The organism is Citrobacter amalonaticus (genome assembly GCF_018252635.1).
Taxonomy (GTDB): domain Bacteria; phylum Pseudomonadota; class Gammaproteobacteria; order Enterobacterales; family Enterobacteriaceae; genus Citrobacter_A; species Citrobacter_A amalonaticus_E.
In genome coordinates this window covers 520,456-543,634 of the sequence record NZ_JAGTXM010000004.1, presented here as the reverse complement: position 1 = coordinate 543,634, position 23,179 = coordinate 520,456, and the positions used below count along the sequence as shown (strand labels likewise).

Annotated in this window: 21 protein-coding genes; 7 read left to right on the top strand and 14 right to left on the bottom strand. The window is 50.0% G+C overall.

Annotated features, from left to right (window positions below; all coding sequences use genetic code 11):
- Window positions 1–30 precede the first annotated feature (30 nt).
- A complete protein-coding gene (locus tag KE671_RS15345; RefSeq protein ID WP_206163647.1) occupies window positions 31–396 on the top strand; it encodes a hypothetical protein in 366 nt (121 codons plus the stop codon).
- Window positions 397–550: 154 nt separating this feature from the next.
- Here the strand turns inward: KE671_RS15345 and KE671_RS15340 are convergent, their stop codons facing one another.
- Window positions 551–1,804: an enolase C-terminal domain-like protein gene (locus KE671_RS15340; protein ID WP_206163646.1), complete on the bottom strand. Its 1,254-nt coding sequence runs from the start codon at window positions 1,802–1,804 to the stop codon at window positions 551–553.
- A 337-nt stretch (window positions 1,805–2,141) separates the two neighbouring features.
- On the opposite strand from KE671_RS15340, the gene KE671_RS15335 reads away from it, so the two are divergent.
- The 4 genes from KE671_RS15335 to KE671_RS15320 all read left to right on the top strand — a co-directional run bounded on the left by KE671_RS15335 (window position 2,142) and on the right by KE671_RS15320 (window position 6,224).
- On the top strand, window positions 2,142–2,909 hold the full coding sequence (locus KE671_RS15335) for an SDR family oxidoreductase (protein WP_206163645.1): 768 nt from the start codon (window positions 2,142–2,144) through the stop codon (window positions 2,907–2,909).
- Between the two features lie 83 nt (window positions 2,910–2,992).
- On the top strand, window positions 2,993–4,354 hold the full coding sequence (locus KE671_RS15330; protein ID WP_125368091.1) for an MFS transporter: 1,362 nt from the start codon (window positions 2,993–2,995) through the stop codon (window positions 4,352–4,354).
- A complete protein-coding gene (gene idnD / locus KE671_RS15325; protein ID WP_206163644.1) occupies window positions 4,323–5,414 on the top strand; it encodes an L-idonate 5-dehydrogenase in 1,092 nt (363 codons plus the stop codon). Before KE671_RS15330 ends, idnD begins: the two co-directional genes overlap by 32 nt.
- A 90-nt stretch (window positions 5,415–5,504) precedes the next feature.
- Window positions 5,505–6,224, top strand: coding sequence for a FadR/GntR family transcriptional regulator (locus tag KE671_RS15320; RefSeq protein WP_206163643.1), 720 nt, complete (start codon window positions 5,505–5,507; stop codon window positions 6,222–6,224).
- A gap of 116 nt (window positions 6,225–6,340) precedes the next feature.
- Here KE671_RS15320 and KE671_RS15315 read toward each other — a convergent pair whose 3' ends face one another.
- From KE671_RS15315 to KE671_RS15260, 12 genes are all read right to left on the bottom strand, one after another.
- On the bottom strand, window positions 6,341–6,952 hold the full coding sequence (locus KE671_RS15315) for a DJ-1/PfpI family protein (RefSeq protein ID WP_206163642.1): 612 nt from the start codon (window positions 6,950–6,952) through the stop codon (window positions 6,341–6,343).
- A gap of 513 nt (window positions 6,953–7,465) precedes the next feature.
- A complete protein-coding gene (gene yjjJ / locus KE671_RS15310; RefSeq protein ID WP_206163641.1) occupies window positions 7,466–8,770 on the bottom strand; it encodes a type II toxin-antitoxin system HipA family toxin YjjJ in 1,305 nt (434 codons plus the stop codon).
- A 128-nt stretch (window positions 8,771–8,898) separates the two neighbouring features.
- Window positions 8,899–10,557: a PglL family O-oligosaccharyltransferase gene (locus KE671_RS15305; RefSeq protein WP_206163640.1), complete on the bottom strand. Its 1,659-nt coding sequence runs from the start codon at window positions 10,555–10,557 to the stop codon at window positions 8,899–8,901.
- Between the two features lie 74 nt (window positions 10,558–10,631).
- Window positions 10,632–11,525 carry a fimbrial protein gene (locus KE671_RS15300; protein ID WP_206163639.1) on the bottom strand — a complete coding sequence of 298 codons (894 nt, stop codon included), beginning with the start codon at window positions 11,523–11,525 and terminating at the stop codon, window positions 10,632–10,634.
- Between the two features lie 14 nt (window positions 11,526–11,539).
- On the bottom strand, window positions 11,540–12,085 hold the full coding sequence (locus KE671_RS15295; RefSeq protein ID WP_206163638.1) for a fimbrial protein: 546 nt from the start codon (window positions 12,083–12,085) through the stop codon (window positions 11,540–11,542).
- Window positions 12,086–12,094: 9 nt separating this feature from the next.
- Window positions 12,095–12,595, bottom strand: coding sequence for a fimbrial protein (locus KE671_RS15290; protein WP_206163637.1), 501 nt, complete (start codon window positions 12,593–12,595; stop codon window positions 12,095–12,097).
- 10 nt (window positions 12,596–12,605) lie between these two features.
- Entirely contained in the window at window positions 12,606–13,169 is a 564-nt protein-coding gene (locus KE671_RS15285; protein ID WP_206163636.1) for a fimbrial protein, read from the bottom strand.
- Window positions 13,162–13,764 carry a fimbrial protein gene (locus KE671_RS15280; protein WP_206163635.1) on the bottom strand — a complete coding sequence of 201 codons (603 nt, stop codon included), beginning with the start codon at window positions 13,762–13,764 and terminating at the stop codon, window positions 13,162–13,164. Before KE671_RS15280 ends, KE671_RS15285 begins: the two co-directional genes overlap by 8 nt.
- A 12-nt stretch (window positions 13,765–13,776) precedes the next feature.
- Complete coding sequence (locus KE671_RS15275) at window positions 13,777–14,526, bottom strand: fimbria/pilus periplasmic chaperone (protein WP_206163634.1); 750 nt, start codon at window positions 14,524–14,526, stop codon at window positions 13,777–13,779.
- Window positions 14,527–14,585: 59 nt separating this feature from the next.
- Window positions 14,586–17,090, bottom strand: coding sequence for an outer membrane usher protein (locus tag KE671_RS15270; protein ID WP_206163633.1), 2,505 nt, complete (start codon window positions 17,088–17,090; stop codon window positions 14,586–14,588).
- Window positions 17,091–17,092: 2 nt separating this feature from the next.
- The gene (locus KE671_RS15265) at window positions 17,093–17,569 is read right to left on the bottom strand and encodes a fimbrial protein (protein ID WP_211986792.1); all 477 of its coding nucleotides are present in this window, start codon (window positions 17,567–17,569) and stop codon (window positions 17,093–17,095) included.
- A 183-nt stretch (window positions 17,570–17,752) separates the two neighbouring features.
- Window positions 17,753–18,280 carry a fimbrial protein gene (locus KE671_RS15260; RefSeq protein ID WP_206163631.1) on the bottom strand — a complete coding sequence of 176 codons (528 nt, stop codon included), beginning with the start codon at window positions 18,278–18,280 and terminating at the stop codon, window positions 17,753–17,755.
- A 341-nt stretch (window positions 18,281–18,621) separates the two neighbouring features.
- Here KE671_RS15260 and KE671_RS15255 point away from each other — a divergent pair, with 341 nt between their 5' ends.
- Complete coding sequence (locus tag KE671_RS15255; protein WP_206163630.1) at window positions 18,622–19,950, top strand: glycoside hydrolase family 10 protein; 1,329 nt, start codon at window positions 18,622–18,624, stop codon at window positions 19,948–19,950.
- Between the two features lie 153 nt (window positions 19,951–20,103).
- On the opposite strand, the gene KE671_RS15250 is transcribed toward KE671_RS15255, so the two are convergent.
- Entirely contained in the window at window positions 20,104–21,216 is a 1,113-nt protein-coding gene (locus KE671_RS15250) for a DUF2235 domain-containing protein (RefSeq protein ID WP_206163629.1), read from the bottom strand.
- Between the two features lie 564 nt (window positions 21,217–21,780).
- Here KE671_RS15250 and KE671_RS15245 point away from each other — a divergent pair.
- A complete protein-coding gene (locus KE671_RS15245) occupies window positions 21,781–23,163 on the top strand; it encodes a diguanylate cyclase (RefSeq protein ID WP_206163628.1) in 1,383 nt (460 codons plus the stop codon).
- Window positions 23,164–23,179 lie beyond the last annotated feature (16 nt).

Sequence of the window (23,179 nt, the reverse complement as noted above, 5' to 3'; positions counted from 1 at the left end):
TATTGCTCGCGAGCGGTAAGGAAATCCCTTATGAATAAACCAGATATCAAAGGTGGCATCGACATCGCGATGAAGGTTCCATCACATCAATATCAACAGACGATTGATTTTTACCGGAATATTATCGGGTTGCCCGAAATTGCTGATAAACCGCCCGCGATCGGATTTGAACTCGGGCCAAACAGGCTCTGGATTGATGAAGCGCCGGGACTCAGTCAGGCTGAACTCTGGCTGGAATTATTCACACCTCATTTCAATGCCGCAGAAAAATACGTCGAACAGTGCGGCGTGGTACGTTGTGATGCAGTAGAACAGTTGCCCGACGGTTTCAACGGCGGCTGGATCATGAATCCGTGTAATATCGTCCATATGTTAAGAGAACCAGAGGCCTGGTGAGTGGAACCGTAGTTGAGGAAATCCATCAAGCTTTTATGGGGGAGAGCAGGGTAAGTGGATTGATCGATGAGGGGGGCAAACGCAAATTTCATATAGAAACTTTTCACGGGAACCAAAGAAAACGACCCGGCAGTCTATACCGGGTCATTATTATTTATGGTCTTGAGGCTGTACCGTCCGGTGTACGTGCCATTGTCCAGGATGGGATCCCCCCCTCACACGGATATTTCGCTGCTTTGACTTCATCAAGGTCAATACCCAGGCCCGGTTTATCGTTCAGGTACGCATAACCCTGGTCGATCTCAGGACAGCCCGGGAAGACATCGCGCAACGCGTCATTCATTGGCGTGTATTCCTGAATGCCAAAGTTTGGTGAGCTCAAATCAAGATGCATATTAGCGCATACCCCCACAGGAGAGATGTCTCCTGGCCCGTGCCAGGCGGTGCGCACACCGTTCAGTTCGCTATAGACGGCGAGTTTCTTCGCTGGCGTAATGCCCCCGATGGTGCTCACGTGGCAGCGAATATAGTCGATCAGTTTCTTATCGATGAGCGGCTTCCACTCATTCACATTCACAAATAACTCCCCCATGGAAATCGGTGTGGATGACTGCTGGCGCAGCATTTTCAACCAATCAATATTTTCCGGCGCGACCGGATCTTCAAGATAAAATAACTGATACTGTTCGAGCGTTTTTGCCAGATTAATGGCGGTGACAGGCGTTACGCGCTCATGTACATCATGGATAAATTCGATGCCAAAACCGAGTTTGTTACGCAGATGCTCGAACAAACGCGGAACACTTTTTGCGTAGGCGTCCGGGTCAAAGTAGATACCGGCCGTTTTATTGCGCGGAGAGCGCTTCGGCTGAATATTTTTCGCTCGCGCCAGCTGTGTGGCGATCAGTTTGAGGTCATCAGTTCCCGCGCCGCCATACATGCCCATCTGACAGCGAACATATTGATAACCTTCTTCCATTCTGGCGCGGATATTATCTTCCACTTCGACTTCATCGCCGCCGTCGGTGTGGCAGTACAGAGGGATCCCGTCGCGGCATTTACCGCCCAACAGATCGTAAACCGGCATGCCAGCTAGCTTACCCTTGATATCCCACAGTGCCATATCCACACCGGATAACGCATTGTTCATGACAGGTCCATTACGCCAGTAACCACTTACCGCACCCGACTGCCAGATATCCTCAATACGCGTCGGATCTTTCCCCATCAGGAAGGGGGTCATGTACTCATCAATCGCGCTTTTTACCGCAAAGATACGTTGGGTAAACGTCGCGCATCCCAGTCCATACAGCCCGGGTTCGTTGGTCTCAATCTTAACAACCGCCAGGTCAATACCGCCCGGCGCCGTCAGAATCGTTTTTACATTGGTGATCTTCAGATTACTCACTTTCACTCCTCAACTCAGCGTATTTACAGCATGTCGTAACATTAAGAACGACATGACTCTTATTTGTAAGTTGTCCTACAACATGGCGTTGTTATATCACGCATCTTCCCATGAGGAACAATGGGAGTGTCATTTTGTGATAATGATCAAACTACACGATTTTTAAAACATTTATATAGAATAAAATCAATATATTAATGTTTTTTCATTAGCTGCAGTATTCAGCTGTTTGTGATCGTTGTTGCAAATGTGCGGGGGAGTTGTTGATTTTATCTGAGTGAAAACTCAACCTTAAATAAGACAGTCGTCATACAAGTTAATTGAGTGAGGAAACAACATGACCGCTTTATTTGATTTAACGGGGAAAACGGCACTAGTGACAGGCTCTGCGCGCGGACTGGGTTTTGCCTATGCAGAGGGACTTGCCGCTGCGGGAGCGCGGGTTATTCTGAATGATATTCGCGATGCATTGCTGGCAGAGTCAGTGGATTCGCTAGTAAGTAAGGGGTACGACGCGCACGGAATAGCTTTTGACGTTACTGATGAGCAGGCAATAGAGGCCGCCTTTAGCAAACTGGATGCGCAGGGAATCGATGTCGATATCCTTATCAATAACGCCGGTATCCAGTACCGTAAACCAATGGTAGAACTGGAACTGGAAAACTGGCAGAAAGTGATCGATACCAATCTGACCAGCGCTTTTCTGGTTTCACGAGCGGCGGCGAAACGTATGATTGCGCGCAACAGAGGGGGCAAAATTATTAATATCGGCTCACTCACTAGTCAGGCTGCCCGCCCGACCGTTGCCCCGTACACTGCGGCAAAAGGAGGGATTAAGATGCTCACCTGCTCGATGGCGGCGGAATGGGCGCAGTTTAATATCCAGACCAACGCCATTGGTCCGGGTTACATTCTGACCGACATGAATACGGCGCTTATCGAAGACAAGCAGTTCGACAGTTGGGTGAAAAGCAGCAACCCTTCGCAACGCTGGGGTCATCCGGAAGAATTAATTGGTACCGCAGTCTTTTTATCCTCTAAAGCATCTGATTATATCAACGGACAAATTATTTACGTTGATGGTGGCTGGCTCGCCGTACTGTAAGCCGACCGTATTCTACTGACTCGCCTTTAAAATTCACGGCATGTGTTTATTATTAAGCATGCCGATATAACACAGGTATTATTATGAAGGCTTCAAGATCACGACTCTTTATTCTCACATTGCTGTTCATTGTGACTGCAATTAATTATATGGATCGCGCCAATCTTGCTGTTGCAGGAACGAATATCCAGAATGACTTCAGTCTGACACCAACGCAGTTAGGTCTGCTTTTCTCTATGTTTACCTGGGCCTACGCTGCCAGTCAAATCCCTGTCGGCTATGTTCTTGATCGCATTGGCTCACGTATTCTTTATGGCGGCGCGATTATTCTGTGGAGTATTTTCACCTTTATGATGGGATTTGCTTCACACCATTTATTTGCAACGGCGACAGCTTCATTTGCGATGTTGTTAGCCTGTCGTGCATTAATCGGTGTTGCCGAGGCGCCATCCTTCCCGTCCAATACAAAAATAATCGCCACCTGGTTCCCGGATCATGAACGCGCACGAGCTACTGCTATTTACTCCAGTGCACAATACATCGGGTTGGCCTTGCTTACGCCTGCGCTCTCTTTTATTGTGGCCAATTACGGTTGGGAGATGTCCTTCTATCTGTCTGGCGGTGCAGGTATTCTGTTTGGTATCTATTGGTTATTGTATTATCGCGATCCGCAGCACAGCACCTCCGTCAACCAGGCCGAACTGGACTACATCAAAGCGGGTGGCGGCTATGGTTCAGCCAACCAGTCCAGTGTTAGCGAAAAAATAAGCTGGCATGATATTAAATTCTTTCTCAGTAAGAAGACCATCTGGGGATTATTCATCACGCAATTCGCCTGTTCGTCCACACTTTATTTTTTCCTGACCTGGTTTATTGTCTACCTCGAGAAAGGGCTACACCTCTCAATTTCTAAAGCCGGTGTGGGTGCCATGCTGCCCTATATTATGGCTATGTTTGGTGTGCTCTGTGGCGGGACCTTGAGTGATATGTTGCTGAAGAAGGGTAAATCCAGAACACTGGCCCGAAAATTACCGGTGATGGCGGGACTGTGCGTCACTATGATTATTGGCCTGGTCAATTTCTTTGAAGACCAACCGGTCATTGCAATTGTGATTCTGTCGATCGCGTTCTTTGCTAATGCCTTCTCTAATCTGGGTTGGGTTGTCTGGAGTGATGTAATCCCTCGCAATTTCCTCGGCACAATGGGCGGATTTTTAAATATTTGTGGCAACCTTTCGGGGATCGTGAGTCCCATTGTCATTGGGGTTATTCTCCAGCGCACACAAAACTTCCAGTATGCCATGTGGTATATCGCGGGCATTGCTGGGTTGGGCTTACTGGCCTACATCTTCCTGGTCGGAAAAATTGAAGTGATCGTTCCCGAAAAAAAGAATGCCGATACAGTGGACAAGAATGCAATTAATCCGGCAACTGCCAACAAATAAGAAGGTCATGATGAAAATGGAAAAAATTACCTGTAATGCTTGCCTGGCCCATGCGGAAAAAGACGTACGTTTTGAATCACGTGAAATAGAACGTGGAGAAAATGATGTTGTTGTGAAGGTAGCGTGTGGCGGTATTTGTGGCTCTGATATTCACTACTACCAGCACGGTCGGGCAGGGATGTCGATTCTCAAACATCCCATGGTGATTGGTCATGAGTTTGTCGGAGTAGTCAGCAACGTCCCGGCAGGTAGCGATCTGACTGTCGGTCAAGCGGTTGCGGTGAATCCGTCCAGCCCTTGCAATCAGTGCGAGATGTGCCTTTCCGGGCACCAGAATCTGTGTGGATCCATGCGATTTATGGGCAGTGCGCAGTTCAATCCTCATGTGAATGGCGGGTTTTCTGAATACGTGGTGGTGAAACCGGAGCAATGTGTTCCGTACGACAGTCGCGTTCCTGCGAATGTAATGGCTTTTTCAGAACCATTGGCGGTCGCTATTCACGCGGTAAAAATGGCAGGGCAGTTAACCGGTAAACGCGTATTGGTGATCGGCGCAGGTCCCATTGGTTGTCTGATTCTTGCCGCAGCACGCTGTGCCGGGGCATCAGAACTGGTGGCCTCCGATCTCAGTCCGCGTTGTCTGGAACTGGCTCGTCAGATGGGGGCAACAGCAACGATGGATCCACGAGATGAAGGGCAGGTGGCGCATTATCAGCAACGAAAAGGCTATTTTGACGTCGTGTTTGAGGCCTCTGGCGCACCGCTCGCCGTGGCATCAACCGTGGATTTCACTCGTCCTGCGGGAACGATTGTCCAGGTAGGGATGGGGGCAAGCCCTATCAGTTGGCCGGTTTCCTCCATGCTGGTCAAAGAGATCAACTGGGTTGGCTCATTCCGTTTTATCGACGAATTCGTGATCGCGGTTCGCTGGCTGGAAGACGGGCGTGTTGATCCTCGTCCTCTCATCAGCGCTGAATTTCCCCCTCATCAAATTGAGGATGCGCTGATTACCGCCACAGACAAAAATATCTCTGCTAAAGTACTCATTCGTTTTGATTAACGCACTGGAGCGCCCGTCCGGGCGCTTTGTTCTTAAAAGTGATTTGTTATACAATGAACAACCTAAGCGACATCGTAGCGGAAACCCACTTTGAGCATAAAGTCCATTCAAAAACAAAATGTTGTAAATGAAATTTATGATCAGATAAGCGGCAAACTGCTGGACGGCAGCTGGGCCCCAGGTAGCCGTCTGCCTTCAGAAGCGGAGATGACCGCCTCATTTAACGTCAGCCGGGTCAGCGTTCGCAGTGCGGTTCAGCGCTTTCGCGACCTGGGGATAGTGGTGACACGTCAGGGCAGCGGTAGCTACGTAAGTGAAAACTTCACTCCGCAGATGTTGAGTAACGATCCCCGTCCAATCATGCACCTCAGTCGTGAAGAGTTTCACGATATGATGGTTTTCCGTCAGACCGTAGAGTTTAAATGCGTGGAACTCGCCGTCGCACACGCCACCGATGAGGACATCCGTGAACTCGGTGACGCGCTGAACAATATGCTGATCAACAAGGGCGACTACAAAAAATACTCGGAAGCGGACTACGCGTTTCATTTGGCAATTGTCAGAGCATCACACAACAGCGTGTTTTATAACGTGATGTACTCAATTAAAGATATCTATTACTACTACCTTGAAGAGCTGAACCGTGCGCTGGGGATCACCCTTGAGAGCGTGGAAGCCCACATCAAAGTCTATATGTCGATTAAGAACCGCGATGCCAGTACGGCCGTCGAAGTTCTCAACGAAGCGATGTCTGACAATATTATTGCCATCGAAAAAATGAAATCGACAGAGACCTACGAAACGAAGTAACAGCCATCAGCATCTGACATTAACGTGGCGGCGATCTCACTGGATACGCTCATCCAGTATGAGATCCGCCGTGATGCGTATTGCCCGACATGAGACCGACCGCAACGGGAAAAACATCATATTTCCGGGAAAATACCAGAGGTGAATGCCTCTCTGATCCCCTCGATATTCTTTTCATCGGTGACGTTCAGCGCGGTCAGTACGTTGCAGGTAAAGCTGAGAAAACCGCATCCGCTGGCGGTAATCAGATTACCGTCACGAACCGAAGGTACAACCTGGTATCTCGCCGCACCGGTGTAGGCTGAACCTGCTCGTTCCTTGAGATAGGCCAGCCCATTGGAGGTGTGATCGACGTCATTCAGGAAGCCGTTGGCCCCCATAAAGGCAGAAGCATCGCAAATTGCACCGACCACTTTATCCCTTGTCAGCGCTTGTTGCACGATAGGGACGACACGTTTTGCCTCTTCACCCCACCAGTTCATACCGCCGACCAGGATCAACGCGGCATAATCTGCTGGGAGGGAATCAAACGTGTAATCTGGAAGACAGCGAATCCCTCCGATGGACATCACTGGCCCTTCATCAGGTGCCACAATCTTGACCGCGTACTGCGGGGCCCAGATCCCGAATCCCCGGCGTAATCCTGGCGCCAGTAACGCAAATTCCCAGTCTGCATATTCCGGAATAAGCAGAAACAACACTTCGTTGGATGTACTCTCTGAGTTCATATATTTTCCTTTATATTATTATCCTTGAGTGTTCGATAGTGGCCTGGCGGCCTATATTATAAAACCAGAAGGTGATATCCCTGATATTATCGCTGACGTCTTTGCTTTGCGAACTAAAAGTGGAGGACGAAAGAATGGAGCGTAGTTGTACTGTTGATGGAATTGAGTGCAGCAGGAACGCGAGTCAAAGCGCTCAATGCCTGGAAAAGAAATCGCTGTGGCCATTCGTTATGAACAGATGAACACAGACATAGTATCAGCACTGGAGAATGAACTGAAGGAAGCGCTGAATCACCAGGTCAATGACGACCGGGGAAATGCCAGATTCTGGTTAATTTCATGTTGGTGCGCATAATGTATATTATGTTAAATGCGATTAAAGCAAACCTGTAGCGCATTTCTGTATCACGGCTATGGCCTTCCCTTGCCCTGTCCTGTCCTGTGTTGATTTTGTCCTGGCCGTTTATGGCGAATCACTCAGGGCCACGCTCAACGGTGGACCTTTCTGACCAGTTACCCCAGACGTGATATACGTGTTCTTGCTTCATTAAGATGGTCTCGTAATGCCACAACACATGGCGTGAAGCGCTCAGAGAAACGATCGCAATCGCTGACCAGCGAAAAAAAGGTTTCTGCCAGTTCGAGTGCTTCATGCCAGATCTCTGTGCTGACCGTTTCGGATAGCATCGCGGGTCGAAGCGTATTGACGCTTTCACCACCGGATTTTGGTGCAAAGCCCATGGGCAACATGTCATAAGCCGGCGCAAGCTGGTATGGACGCCCGTGGCTGCTGATGAATGACAGATTACCATGATGCATATCCGTATTGCCGATTAGCGTTCCAAACGCCCACAACCGCGCCGCGCCAGCGGCGGCATCAGGATGAACATGTCCCTGCTTAATGAGTTCATTCACCAGAACAGGCCATGCTTCCCTCGCCCGCCCAACAAATTCTGCCTCCAGCGCGCGTAAAGAAAAAAGGCCTTTACGACCCAGTTTTCCTGCGCGATCAAATCGGGGGATCTCAAGGAAGCGCTGTCCGGCAATATCGAACACTTCGGTTTCTACGCCCAGTACTTTTAACGCCAGATGTTCTGCCAGCAACAGATCACGCCAGCGTTCGCTGACGGGGTTGTCATCCCGCGCCGTGAATTTCACCAGGACATGACCACGCCCGGTATAGGCACAAAACTTTGGCTGCTCACCGCCGGCCGATGAACCAGGCGCCTCTCCGGAACTTACCGCCTGGGCTAATAAAGGAAAAGCAGTCGCGCGATTTACGGGGTCAGGTAATGCCATCTCCAGAAACTGATGTCTTGCCTGTTCGCCAATTAACAGATTTCCTACGGCGTCGAGGCCATGAGCCAGTAGCGCTCTGATAACCTCTGCATCAGTCCAGTTTTCTGGATTTGATGATAAGCCCAGTCCGGCTGAAAACGTGGACGCGTACGCTCTGCCGAGATACCCCTGCAGCCGCATGTCAAAGAGCCACCATGGTAGTCCGTCACTGTGGAGGCACACATTGTCGCCCTGCTCCATAACAAATCCATTCGGATGCACGGGAATCAGTTTACCCAGCGATTTGACCTGGCCTTCCTCGCTGATGCGATAAACGGGGGCGTAAGGGAATCCGCGATGCGTGTCCCGCAAGGCGTATTGAATAGACGGCCCGGCGCCAATCCGCACGACGTCTTCCCCCAGCGCTTTTAGCGCACGAGAAACGGTAGGCTGACTAATTCCTTTTTTATCAGCGAGTTGTCTTGCTGTCATCGGTCCCTGACTCAGCAACTGGCGGATTATGTCAGAATGGTTTGGCATCGGGATGAATCACTATATGAATAGGTAAATGAATAGATAACATAACAGGTATGTCGTAACCTGTCATCCTTCACGGGATGTAAAAAAGCCGGCACAGGTGCCGGCTCATGACGTAAATGATATGAAGATTACTTACAATTAAAGCGGGTATCATCTGGCCACAGCGTACTGGCCTGGATACAAATCTCTTTCGCCTTGTCGCTTTTTTGCGCCCTGTAGATCATCATCAGGCTGTGATAAACATCCGGGCTATTGTGAACCTGGCGGTACTGCTCGGCCCACGCCTGGAAGCGCGTTAATAAGTCAGGATCTCTTATCAAATTAAACCGTAGCAGTAGTGCTACGTGGCGGTCAAAATCCAGCCGGTCGTACTGGCTCCAGGGATTGATCACTGCCGCGACGGTTGCGCTCTCGTCCGTCGCCAGCGGATAAAGCCCTTGCTGCTCGATGGTGGTCATTTGCACTTCGGAAACCACGCCGGTTACCATAAAGATCACAACAGATATCGCAGCAATACAGCGTACTGCGCGTTTTATCAGCATACCACGCGGGACGGTGTTTTTAACGGGCCTCGCTGTCGGTCCGCAAATGAATAACAGCAGGATCAGCAACAGGCCATGTGTAACTGATTGATAGAGCGGATATTCCAGGTTCATATGGAGCGCCAGAGGCAATAAGATGGCGAGGCCAGCCCATCGACGCCCTCCCCGACTCCACAGCCGTTTCAGAATACCGCCGATCATCAGAATCACACCCGCGACGGCAACGAGTCCCCCTTCCATCCAGGTGTAGAAAAATTCATTGTGTGGATAGAGAATAGTCTTGCTTTCTAGTCCTCGAGACGTCTGTTGCGCCAATTGGGCAAGTAATGCTTCAAAACTGCCGTATCCATTGCCGATGACAGGATGGTTCTGGATTAGCTGCCAGGTCAATTGCAATATATACCAGCGTTGACTATCGGAATCACCTTTATCCACCAGTCCAGGCGCAAAACCAGGAAATAACAGTGGACCCACATGCAGCACCATAAGCCCCAGACTAACACCCGCTAATATCAGTAACAGTGAAGAACGTCTGCGGCTACGATGCTTTTTATATCCCACAAGCAATACGATCAGGCACCCGCTAATGGCGCCCAGATAACCCGCCCGGCTTTGCAACAGGACCAGCATGGCAGGTAGCATAATCAGAGACAGGGAACAGAAACGCGTTACCCACTTCTGGCGTGCCGTTGCGTTTAGCCACAAGGCACAGACCATGCCGGTGGCCACAAATGACGCCAGCACGTTCACCTGCTGAAAGATGCCGTATGGACGCCCACCGGGTAATGCTGCCCTGTCCGCTAATTGACAGACAGAATAAATAACCTGCAAAAAAGCCGACATGACCAGAATCAGCAGCCAGTAACGTCTGGCTGCTGAGCTGATGGGGGTTTTAAGCAGCTCCAGCCAGACAATGAGCAGCCCCCACAGCGCCATCACTTTCGTTGCGGCATTCCACTGCCAGGCTGAAGACGGTGACCATAGCAGCGGCAGTGACCACAGAATGGCGCCCGTTACGATCGGTCGGGTGCCAGAGGGAAAAACAAACTTTACGCGGCGCTCTGTCAGCGTACACCACAACACCAATAGCGCCATCGCGCACCAGGCCAGCAGGTTTTGCGGTAATGCCAGTCCGGATCCGCCATGATTCGGCAATATCCAGAGCAAACCACAGCATAACCAGATGCCAGCGATAAATAAGATACCGCGAACCGGTGAATTATAATTACAGTTTATATTTAACATGAATATATTCATAAAAGTCGGAACGGAAAATAATTTCCGTCCCGTAATAAGATGAGCAGGGATTATATCAGGAATTATTGTTGGGTCATTACCATTACCGCGCCGGCGGTAAACGCGCCGGTGGGAATATCTTTCACCGCCACCGCTGAGTCGCGAATTGCCTGAAAACCCAGATCGACCGTATTTGATCCACTTTTTAAGTTAATTGTGGCTTTGCTGGTTGGGGATACGGCGGCGTTGTTATAAATAATCGCCGTACCAACCCCATTTGCCGAGGTTAATACTGCCTGCGTGCTGCCAATGGTGATAGCTGCATAAGTGATATTCATTGAAACCGTGACGTCCCCCCCCGTACAGCTCACCGGGATCTTTATGTGCTGCGCAGTGCCTGAACTTGGCGTGGTGGGTAATGTGGCGCGATCCAGCGAGCCCAACGAGACATTCAGAGCGTTACCGCTGTTGATGGTACACGAAGTGTTTACGACTGGGGTCGGCGGGAGTTTTTGTCCGGTACAGGAACCATAAGTATTCAGGTAATAAACCTTGCCATCGGTACCTTTCAATATATCACAAGCATCGAAAGACAAATTAGCAGGAGCACCATTACCGCCCTGTGTTCCCGGATCTACATCCTGGCTATTCAACGATTTTGAAGCATCAATATAGGTAACTTTATTTGCATAATAAAAACCACCGCCATTCCCAGATAACTTAACCCCAACGGTATAATAACCCGATATAGGGACATAATATGTTGACTCCAGATTTACGGGGCATCGCCCCTGTTGCAGAGCATGTGAATACGAGCCCACAGGCGGAACGTAGCGCGGTAAACCGCAGCCGTTATCAATCGCGAATCCCATTACCGTCGCTGTGGCACTGTTCTGATTCAATAACATGATGATGACAAAGACAAAAATACTGATTATCGCCTTAACAGTTGGATGAAATCTATTATTAATATTCATGCTTTATCTCTTTATTAAGGATAGGTCAGCATAAAGGTAGACACCGCCGTAAAATTACCAGGAGTAATGGTCTCTTGTCGTAAGTGTGAAGGTTCTCCCTGGATATAAGCCATCAGAGTAAATGTATTATCACCGCTGTTCAGTACATGTTCCGGGGTCGGTTTATTAAAGGGTATGGCGATGCCGTCTTCGGTTTCTACACCAATGGCGATACCCGCAGCCTCCCCGGTAACGGCTAATAAGCCAGGCAATTCTGTACTTTCTGTTCCTTTAAACGTGATCGAGGCTTTATTGGCTATCGATAAATCACAGTCCGTCAGAGTGATGGTGAACGGTACGCCCTTGGTACGGGCATAAGCATATAAATCGGGTTCCATGATCATGTCAAAATCGACGCTCAAATCGGTGGTCAGTGGGTCCAGCCCGCAGGGTGCACTGGTCAGCGTACCGCTAAAGTGCAGGTTATCCTCAATCGCCAGAGCTGGCGTAATGGTCAGGCCGGATGCGAAAAGTATTGCCGCTATACCCCGGCTTGTCGCCTTCACAAGTCGTATGTTCATCGTTGTGCCTCAGAAATAATCCGCGGTTAGCGTTGCGGTGGCCGTAAAGGTCTGTTCGCTCAGCACTTTTGCCGGATCTTTGACCGGCACAGCGCTCAGCACCAGGGATTGCAGGCCGCCCAGAGTGGTTTTCAGCGGCTGGTTGAGCTTCATCGGCACGCCGTTGGCCTGAATCTGAATGCCCAGCCCGTCAGCAGAAGTGGTGACGGCCGAGTCGTCAAAAATTTCAGCCACCCCGCTCACCTGAATATTGAGCGCGGAATCATCCGGGGCGCCGTGACAGTCGACGGTATAAGGGATGTCCTGTTTATTGTCGATGCCGTTCACTTTACCCACGCTGATGTTGCCAAACGACACGTTGATCTCCTGATCACCCGAAACCGTACAGGGTGTAGTAATGATAAAGATGCCTTTAAAATTGACAGACATTTGGTCACCGACCTGTGCGGCGTGAAGCGTCCCTGCCAACAGAAAACACGACATGGTGGCAATGAGGATTGTTCTGTTCATAACCGTCCGTTTAATTAAAGGAAAGTTGTAATGTGGCTGTAGCCGTGAACGTATCGCCATTTTTCACCTGTTTACTGTTTGTTGAACTGATCTGAACCAGTTGCGCTTCAAGTGTCGGCGGTTTGCTCTGGTCGACAGTGAACCACTTTCCTGATGCCTGCGGCGCGCCATTTACTAACAGTTCAACACCCAGCATTCCTTTGTCTATCTCAATCACGTCGATCCCGTTATACGGGGTATAGCTACCCGAAACGCTGCCCAGTTGCATCTGCAGGAGTCCGGCAGTGTCGCCGGTACAGGTAAAATCGCTGGTAATCGATTTACGATAATTCCCATCCAGCTTCATGGTGTCTGTACCTTCCGGGAGCATTTTCACATCGCCGAAGTCAACCGTCAGGCTATCTCCCTGGTTAAACTGACAAGAGCCGTTTGCCACCAGGGTGCCATCGATATTGATGTTCAATGAGTAGGTATCGCCTTTATTCGCCTGGCTTACCATCGGGGCCAGCAGAACTAACGCGAGGAGCGGAGCGCTGGCAAGGCGTATAAACGTCATCACGCGTGAACTAGTCATAACTGATTCCGAAATCAACTGAGGCGCGAAATTCTCCCGCAATCAGCGGAGCGATGGTTCGCACAGGAATAACGGTGTAGGTCAGTTCATCACTGCCCGTCGTCACAAACTGCGGTTTGCCGCGCGTACCGGGAATCACTGTCCTGCCGTTACTGTCCTGGATGCGAAGGCCGACGCCAGACATCCCGGCGATCAGTAATAACGTGGGATCGTCAGGATCCGTCGCGCCCATGAAACTCACTGTTACCACCGGTTGGGTTTCATCCCATGTCAATGGCCCTATTCGACCGCTACGCTGAAGGCCACCGGTGCTTTCGCAACCCAGAAGACGAAATACGATTTGTGTCGGATTGCCGGTATCGCCCGGACGTTTCATCGCCCCCAGCGCGGAGTTATCCATTACCACCTCCTGCAGTTTCGAACGCATGCTGATCAGGCAACTTCCGTTACGCAGAACGCCATGAACGTGCAATTGACCATTTTCACCCTGAACATTCCAGTCATCGACAGCCAGAGCATTATTCGCCATGCTGCCGCTCAGAAGCAGACTCAACGCAAACGTGCGTGAGCAGCGGTAAAATGCTTTTCCGTTCACAGGTCGTTCCCCTTAACCCGCTTTAACATGGTCCACTGCACAAGTATTCCCGGCACAGTTAAAAACAAGTTTCGGACGTCCGCCGTAATCATTCACGGAGGTGAGAACCGGGTGTGCGCCTAATGAAGCTGCGGTTGCGCCCAGAGCAATGCTCTCTTTTGGCGCGACCATTACGGGTTTAAAACTCGCGATATCTCCGCCATTCTCTGAGGTTGCAGCAGCGACAATGGTCAAGTAGTAAGGGGTCGGATTATTTAACTGGAATCCCTCACCCTGATGGGTCAGCGTCAGTTTTTTCGCAGCATCGTTCTCCGCCCCGTTTTGTAGCTGCAACGCTTCTGGCCGGTAAAAAAGTTTGACGCGGGTCTGCAACGCAAGCTGAAGCGTGTTCGGTTTGCTACTCTTCGGCGGAATTTCACGCACGTTAAAATAGAACAGCGATTCTCTGTCCTGCGGCAGCGCCTGGACGTTATTTCCCTGAATTTTCACCTGACCTTTTGCGCCCGGTTCAACGCGTTGAACGGGTGGCAATGCCATAAAAGGCGTCTCGGTTTTATTACCGTTACTGTCCTCAATCCAGGACTGCGCCAGATACGGCAAGGATTTATTTTGATTCGTTACGGTCACACTCATGGATTTCTGATTGCCGCTATAAATCACCCGGGTGCGATCCAGCGCAATGGCCGCATTCACCTGCTGCGCGACCAACGCCAGCGCAAGAACACCCAGCGTTAGACCGATATTTTTTTGTACAAAACGCATAACTCACTCTCTGTTTTACAAAATGATGATGAAGAATCTGCCTGACCCCAACACGCCGCTTAGCGTGAGTGGCAAGGTAATAACAGATTTTTGATGGTTTCTGGCAGCGTTGATGGCAACTCGATGTAACACTGCACGTCGTTGCTCCAGTACACATCCATGCGCTCTCCAGGTCGTATACCTGAAAGCCAGACGCTACCGTTTTCGGCGATAATCCCTGTTGTCATGTTGTCGCTATTGCGTACTTCTGCGCCAAACGGCGGTTCACCACCGTCAGCCAGTTTGATCACCGCCATGCCCTTCTGCCCGGCGAGAATGCCAAAGGCACGGTAGCCAATCGCGCCTTCCGTTAACGTGTCCTGCACAATTGAGCGTGTGGCATCGACGTTTTCCGGCAGGCTGTCCAGATCCACGCTCACGCTGCTTCGGTAGTAGCTGCTGACGTCTGCCACAACCGCCTTACCGAAGGCATTGGTGCGAACAATTCCCGCCATGCCCTGCACGGGCACATCTTCCACCCCTGCTGTATCCACCAGCATTCGGGTTCCTCCCGTTGCATTGGTTCTGTGCAACGCTGCACCTTTGGCGGTAGCGGTAACGCCCCCTTGCAACGAAAGACCTGCGGCACTGGATTTGCTGCCGGTAAAGCTGGCATTCGCCGTCACCGTTGCGTTGTCGCCATCATGGGTAAAGTACCCGCTCCCGGTGCCTCGACCGTCAGTCGTGCTGCCGGCGTTAACCTGGTAATAATTGTTGGCGTTAATACGCTGGTAATAACCAAGCGTATTGCTACTGCTGTCTCCGCTGTACTGGCCGTTGTAGCTCAATGTCGCGCCATTGGACCATGGCACAGACAAGCTCAGATAGACGCCATCATCTTTAGAATCGTCATATTCGGTCCGGTAGGCTGAGAGTGTCAGGCTGATGTTCTTGAAGCGGTTAATGTCAAAAAAAGTCGATAAGGAAACGTTCCAGGTATTGGTCGCTTCCCTGTCCCAATAAGTCTGGTGGCTATAGTTCAGAAACGCGCTCATATTCTGTTCGCGGAACTGTTTATTCATGGTGATCGTGTACAGTTCTTTATCGCGCCCACCGTTATCGCTGTTGTGATAGCGACGGTCGAGATACTGAGACATGCTCATAAAGTCACGTTCCGAGAAACGGTAACCCGCAAAGGTCACCTGGCTGTCAAATTCATCGAAGCGTTTTGAATAGCTGACGCGATAAGATTTGCCGCTTAACGTGTCCTGATTCGGAATCGACGCTCGGGACTGGGTAACGTCAAAGGAGATTGCCCCAAACATCAACAGGTCACGGCCCACGCCTAAGGAAAGCGCGTTGTAATCCCCAGCCAGAAGCGCGCCACCATAAAGTGACCAGCCGCTATTGACCCCCCATGAGGCTTCGCCAGTGGCGAAATTTGGCCCCTGCGAATGGTGGTCATAGTCAGATGGTTTGCCCATCGCGACCCGATAACGCACCAGGCCTGGCCGCGTCAGATAAGGAATGGAGGCGGTATCGACCTGAAACGTTTGGGTGGTGCCATCCTGCTCTTCTACTTTGACATCCAGTTTGCCGGAGACCGCTGAGTTGAGATCCTGAATGCGAAACGGACCTGCCGCGACGGTGGTTTCATAGATCACTCGGCCCTGCTGGCTGATGGTAACCTTGGCGTTGGTCTTCGCGACGCCAACCACTTCCGGCGCATATCCGCGCAGATTGGGCGGCAACTGATTGTCGTCCGTCACCAGACTGGCGCCGGTAAAGCGGAAGCTGTCGAACAGGGATGAGTTTAAATAGTCCTCTCCCAACACCAGTTTTGCCCGCAACGCGGTGATCGCCCGGTAGGTATAAACCCGGCTCCAGTCCCAGCTTTGCTGCTTTTGGCTGTCGTTTCCGGTATTGCGAATATATTGCGCCTGCCAGTCACCACGAAGACGCCAGGCCCCCAGATTTGCACCTGTCGTCCCGTTACCGGTGATGGAATTGGAACGCTGCTCCTGTTGTTTTGACGACGTCGCATTAACGGTGTAATCAAACAGGATGCCCGGAATCCCCTCATCCCAGCGGGAAGGCGGATCCCAGTTTTCGGCAGTGTATTCAAGATAGGCCTGTGGGATATTGAGATATAAGGTACTGGTACCCAGATCGGCTCTGGCTATCATGCCCTCCAGAGAATGGAGATCCAGACACTGTCCGTTATGCCACCATGAAGCCCCTTTAACGATGGACGCTTTCAGACCAATTTGTAAGACATGCTCTGCTGTCAGGCAAACTTCGCTCCCTTTCGGATCATCTTCAGGCGGGAAATACTCTACCGTTTGATCCGGTATATCGGTTTTATTGACTTTAAGCGTAAGCTGATATTTGCCGGGCATTAAATAGCCGGCCCTGGAAAACTGGCTTAAATCGACATTATTCCGCTCTTTGATGTCGAGAACATCGATGTTGAATTCGACGTTATCTTCAGCATGCGCACTTTTCACCGCAAGAAACGCGAGAAATACGCCAAGCGCAATGGGATGTAACTTAGCCCGCAATATACCGTTATTTATATTTTTCATTTTCAAAAGTAATCAACTTTGAAACGTATCGTGGCCGTATATTCCCCTACTTTAAGGCGGTCGCGATTACTCATCAGACGCAACTGGTACTGTAGTGTTTGAGAACCGTTGCTCAACGTGCCGGGAGGAAGCGCTTTCCCTGGCTGTGCCACATTTCCGGCGTCATCCGTAATTTCAAGCCCTACGCCTGAAGCGCCGTCAACGGAAAACAGTCCGTCTGATGACGGGCCGTCAAACGTCGTCTGAAAATGGGAAGAAATAGTTTGCGTTTCCTGGTTTACATGAAGATTGCAATTGACCAGCGTTAACGAAAAGGGATTTTTATTTCCACTACCGTTGTGAATAATTTGACCCACGGTGGTGGTCATCATTTCAATGCTTTGCTCACGATCGGCGGTAGCGATCGCGCAAGGGGTATCAATTATACTTCCCTGCATATTGACAATACCCTGACCCTGATCGGTCTTTGCAGCACGCATATTATTTGCGGCGACACTTACGTGAGATATCAATATACAGGGAAATATAATCGCCCGAAATCCAGATAATACAATCATAAAAATACGCTCTGGTTTTATGAAAAAAGTGCCAGTGATTAAGGTATTCTAATAATCACCGGCACAATGATATGTTAATTACTTACGTAATGGCTTATGCCGGGATTATGGGTAATCCAGTGCAAAGCTGGCAATCGCCTGGAATTTACCCGGGACGATTGTCGCAGAAGCGCCATCACCCTGCAGATAAGCAGCAAACGTCAGGTCATTATCACCATTCAGCAGCGCCTGCGCCGGGGATGCCTGGCCCAGTTTAACCGGAACACCGGTATCCGTCGTAATTGCAACAGAAGCGCCTTTCGCGGTGCCCTGAATACCGAGCAGATCCGGGTTAGCCGCAGATGCAGTACCCGAGAAGGTGGTGGTCACAGTCTTTTTGGTATCAGTATTACACTGTTGCAGTTTGATGGCGAAAACCTGCGGAATAGATTTACCGCCATCTTCCAGCGCCAGGTTAGAAACCTGACCCAAATCAACGGTTTGATCAGCACTGTCCGGGGTAATAGAACAAGGCGCATCAATAATAGAACCCGTAAACGTTACGGTACCATGTCCCTGATCTTTTGCATTCGCATTTGCGATCATAGCACCCGCTATCATCGCAACCGCGATAGCGATTTTCTTTGCCTTCATATAATAACTCTCTTCAATAAGATGTTGCCCATTTGGGTGCATTGCTTTCTCAGTCTTCCTGACAAGAGCAATGTAGATATATTGTTTTCTTTTCCTGGATGAGGTTCAACAATAAGAAAGTGTCAAATGGGACTCAAAAAAAGATTATTTAAGGAGGGAATGGCGATATGGATGTAAATATTTATTTCAGAAGCCAGGCGAAATATAATTATTGTATTTCCTAAATGCAACTTCATTTCTCTATAAATTTCATCAATGCGCCAACAGGCGTTGCGACTTGACTTGACGCCGATTCGGGCCACAATAATTGCACTTTCGCGCTACCCGGACAACAGGCGTATATGGATATCGGTTCTCGTAATAATTCCTCTTTAACCCGTCTCAACAAAACGGCTGTATTGTTCGCAGCCTCGCTCATGCTGGCGAGCTGTTCATCTACCCCCCCCGTTTCACTGGTAACACCCCCTGCCGCCACGCCGACTTCGCCCGCCAAGGCGCTGAAAATGAAAGAACCTGTTCGCGGGGTCTGGCTGGCTACGGTCTCACGGCTCGACTGGCCGCCGGTACAATCGGTCAATGTCAGCAGCGCTTCTGCGCGTATCGCCATGCAGAAAAAGGCCTTAACCGACAAGCTGGATAATTTACAGACGCTGGGCATTAACACCGTTTTTTTTCAGGTAAAACCGGACGGCACCGCGCTGTGGCCCTCTTCCATTTTGCCCTGGTCCGATATGCTCACCGGCAACATTGGCGAAAATCCGGGCTATGATCCGCTCCAGTTCATGCTTGATGAAGCCCACAAACGTGGGATGCGGGTTCATGCGTGGTTCAACCCGTATCGCGTCTCGACCAATATCAAACCTTCCACAACCCGCGCGCTGAACCGCACCGTCTCGCTGCAGCCTGCCAGCGTGTTTGTTCTCCACCGTGACTGGATCCGCACCGCCGGTGACCGCTATGTTCTCGACCCGGGGATCCCGGAGGCCCGTGACTGGATAACCAGTATCGTGGCTGAAGTGGTTAAACGGTATCCGGTGGATGGCGTGCAGTTTGATGACTATTTCTACGCAGAATCGCCAGGTTCGACGTTGAATGACAGCGCAACCTTCCAGCGTTACGGCCAGGGATTCAGCTCAAAAGCCGACTGGCGCCGGCATAACACCCAGTTGTTAATAGAACAGGCTTCCAGGACGATCAGACAGATCAATCCGAACGTGGAGTTTGGCGTCAGTCCGGCCGGCGTCTGGCGTAACCGTTCACACGATCCTGCCGGATCGGATACCCGTGGCGCGGCGGCTTATGATGAGTCGTACGCTGACACCCGGCTTTGGGTTCAACAAGGCCTGCTGGATTACATCGCGCCACAAATTTACTGGCCCTTCTCCCGTGATGCCGCACGCTATGATGTGTTAGCTAAATGGTGGGCGGACGTCGTGAAACCGACGAAAACGCGGCTCTATATTGGGGTTGCGTTGTATAAGGTCGGCGAACCTTCTCGCAATGAACCGGACTGGACGGTCAACGGCGGCGTTCCGGAACTGAAGAAACAACTCGACCTGAATGAGTCGATGCCACAAATCAGTGGCACTATTTTGTTCAGAGAAAACAATCTTAATCAGCCGCAGGCGCAGCAGGCCGTCAGTTACCTGAGAAACCGTTGGTCTAAGTGACGATGTCACGAAATAAGAGGCACCGTTTACTCTAAGCGAAAAAGATTATTCAACCAGTGAAAATCATACTGAGGCATTAATCTATTAACCCTGCTCGCGATATTCAGAACAGGGTTAATCATGGCAATAATAACCAGGTGATCGTGCGTGTATTCAGGGCAAACTTGCGATACCCGGATCATCCCCTTCGACCGAATAATAACGAGGAAGATTCGGCGGGCGATAATCCGGATTCGCGTTCATTAAATTAACCACCGACGCATGTACGCTGATTGCGCCCGTCATGGGCCGTGGTACCGGCTGACCAAACGGTGGCATCGCGCCAATTTTGAGTTCACGTTGATGATCTTCTCCGGTCCAGACCAGACGAGGCAGCCATTCGGCAAACTTCCATCCCAATAACATGGAGTCGTGAATGGCCGGAAATCCCGGGAAGCGAATTGACAGCTCCTTTTTGGCGCGGGAGAAATCGATGCGTAAACCTGCGCGCCAGGCCTCTCCCAGCATCCAGCGAAAAGCTGTCAACGCCAGTTGCGCCTGCTGCGGCGGATATCCCCCGCCAACGTCAGAATGGACCCCGGCAAACCACACCTCTTTCAGGTCTGTTTTTACATCGTCATTTCTGCGCCAGAGATGCTGGCGAAAAAAGCAGCGCCGTTCGTCAATCGAGACCGCATGACGGACGATGTCGACGGCGGGATTCTTCGCCGTGTAGGGAATTATCACCGGGTCATAAATCCAGCCTACCGATTTCACCGTATCAAACAGGCCAAGAAAATGGACGTTTACCCGCCGGCCAAAGGTGGATTTGAAGCGCGCCTGCAGTTTGAAGTCAGGCGCATTATTCTCCCCGCTTTTGGCCAGCAGCATCGCCCACGCATAGTCAAAGAGATGAGCCTGGTGGCCTTCAACAATACCCGCCGTGTGAATCAATGCCGCCAACGCTCTGGCGGCATAGGCACCGCGGGAAAAACCAAACAGGTAGATCGCATCTCCCTCCCGGTAATTTTCCGCCAGGAAATGATAAGCCCCTTCAACATTACGTTTAAGTCCCCAGCCAAATGCCAGGCCGCAGATCCGCGACGGTAATTTTTGCCATTCAAAAAGCGTCTCCTTGACGCCAAACGTCCCGACGCCCTGATCGTAATAGGTCAGTACGTCTGCATCCCCTTTCGGCAGCGATCGCAGCAGTCGAATCACATTTGTCGGTTTATGACTGAAGCGATTGCCCGTGCCATCGAGGAAAATAACCAGTTGCCGTCCCATCGTAACCTCCACTGTTTCGCTGCGGATATGCTGTGACTGAAGAGAAAGTAGAACGTAATGCGTATGCCGATGGATTGTTGGCGATCAATCCTGTGGCGAATGGTCAATAAATGACGGAGATAAATAATGGTTCAGTACACGCTAATTAATTCCTGGCATCAAAAACAGGATTTATTACATAATGATGACGATATTGCGCAAAAAATCCCTCATATCATTTTATGATTTGAAAAAAACTGACATTAAAAAATACGCTGAATGACCTTACCTGGGTTGCATGATTAGTCTCAACGATCAAACGGATGGACTATACTTTTCAGAAGTCGATTAGTTTAAAAAGTCGCTTAAAAAGGATTTTTCTTGCTACTTTTGGTTATATCCATAATTGTTTCAGGCTTACTTTGCCTGAACGCGTGAAAATATGACTTAAGGCATTACACTATTTCATTAATGTCACTCTGCACCATTTCGGCTGTTTTGTGTTTTAGACTCGTCTTACTATCCAGACTGTGCTTATGACCCAGGACGCAATGTTGCTCGCTAACCACTGTAAGGATCTACATCATGGAGATGTATCTTAAAAGAATGAAAGACGAATGGGTTGCTCTGGTTGAACATACCGACTCCCATATTCGGAAACTTGCTTCGGAGATAGCAACTGCGCATGCCCATGCATTGAGCATTGAGTTCTATCGCAATGTCCTCACCGATCCACATGCCGAAGAGTTTTTGAGTAATGAACAGGTTGAACGCCAACTCAAAAGTGCGCTTGAAAAGTGGATTGTGGATGTGCTCTCCAGCGAACCCGAGCATATTGATGAACTGATAAAGATTCAGCATACGGTTGCTGAGGTTCATGCGCGTATTGGTATTCCGGTTGAACTGGTCGAAATGGGATTCCGGGTTTTGAAAAAGATCCTCTACCCGATCATTTTTGATGGTCACCATGATTCCATGGAAAAATTACAGGTTTATCATTTCTCCATCAACAGTATCGATCTGGCAATGGAAGTGATGTCCCGGGCCTTCTCTTTCAGTGAAAGCACTGCCGCTAAAGAAGATGAAAACTATCGTATTTTTACCTTACTGGAAAATGCAGAAGAAGAGAAAGAGCGGCAGATTGCCGCACTGCTTTCATGGGAAATGGATGTCATTTATAAAGTGCTGCTCGATTCCGATCTTGGCAGCAGTCTTCCATTAAGTCAGGCAGATTTTGGTCTGTGGTTCAATCACAAAGGCCGGCACTATTTTAGTGGCATTGCCGAAGTCGGCCATATTTCGCGTTTAATTCAGGATTTTGACGGCATTTTTCATAACGCCAATGGTTCGACAAAAGCGCTGAACAATAAAGCGGCACGCGTGAAGTTCCTGCTGCAGATTCGCAATTCTGTCTCGCAAATCATCACCTTGTTGCGTGAACTGTTTGAAGAAGTCTCCCGCCATGAGGTGGGGATGGATGTGTTGACGAAATTACTCAATCGTCGCTTTCTGCCGACTATTTTTAAACGTGAAATTGCCCACGCGAACCGCGCTAACACCCCACTCTCGGTGCTGATTATCGACGTCGATAAATTTAAAGAGATCAATGATACCTGGGGACACAATACCGGTGATGAAATTCTGCGTCGGGTTTCTCAGGCCTTTTATGATAACGTTCGCAGTAGTGATTATGTTTTCCGCTACGGTGGCGATGAGTTTATTATCGTTCTTACCGAAGCTAACCAGACGGATACGCTGCGCACGGCCGAGCGCATTCGCAGTCGCGTTGAGAAAACTAAAATTAAATCGCCGAATGGCGAAATCATCCCGCTTTCACTGTCAATTGGTGCCGCCATGTTTAATGGTCACCCGGATTACGAGCGCCTGATTCAGATCGCTGATGAAGCTTTATATACGGCGAAGAGACGAGGCAGGAATTGTGTTGAACTCTGGAAGCCAGCTTCCTGAGACATATCCGGATGCA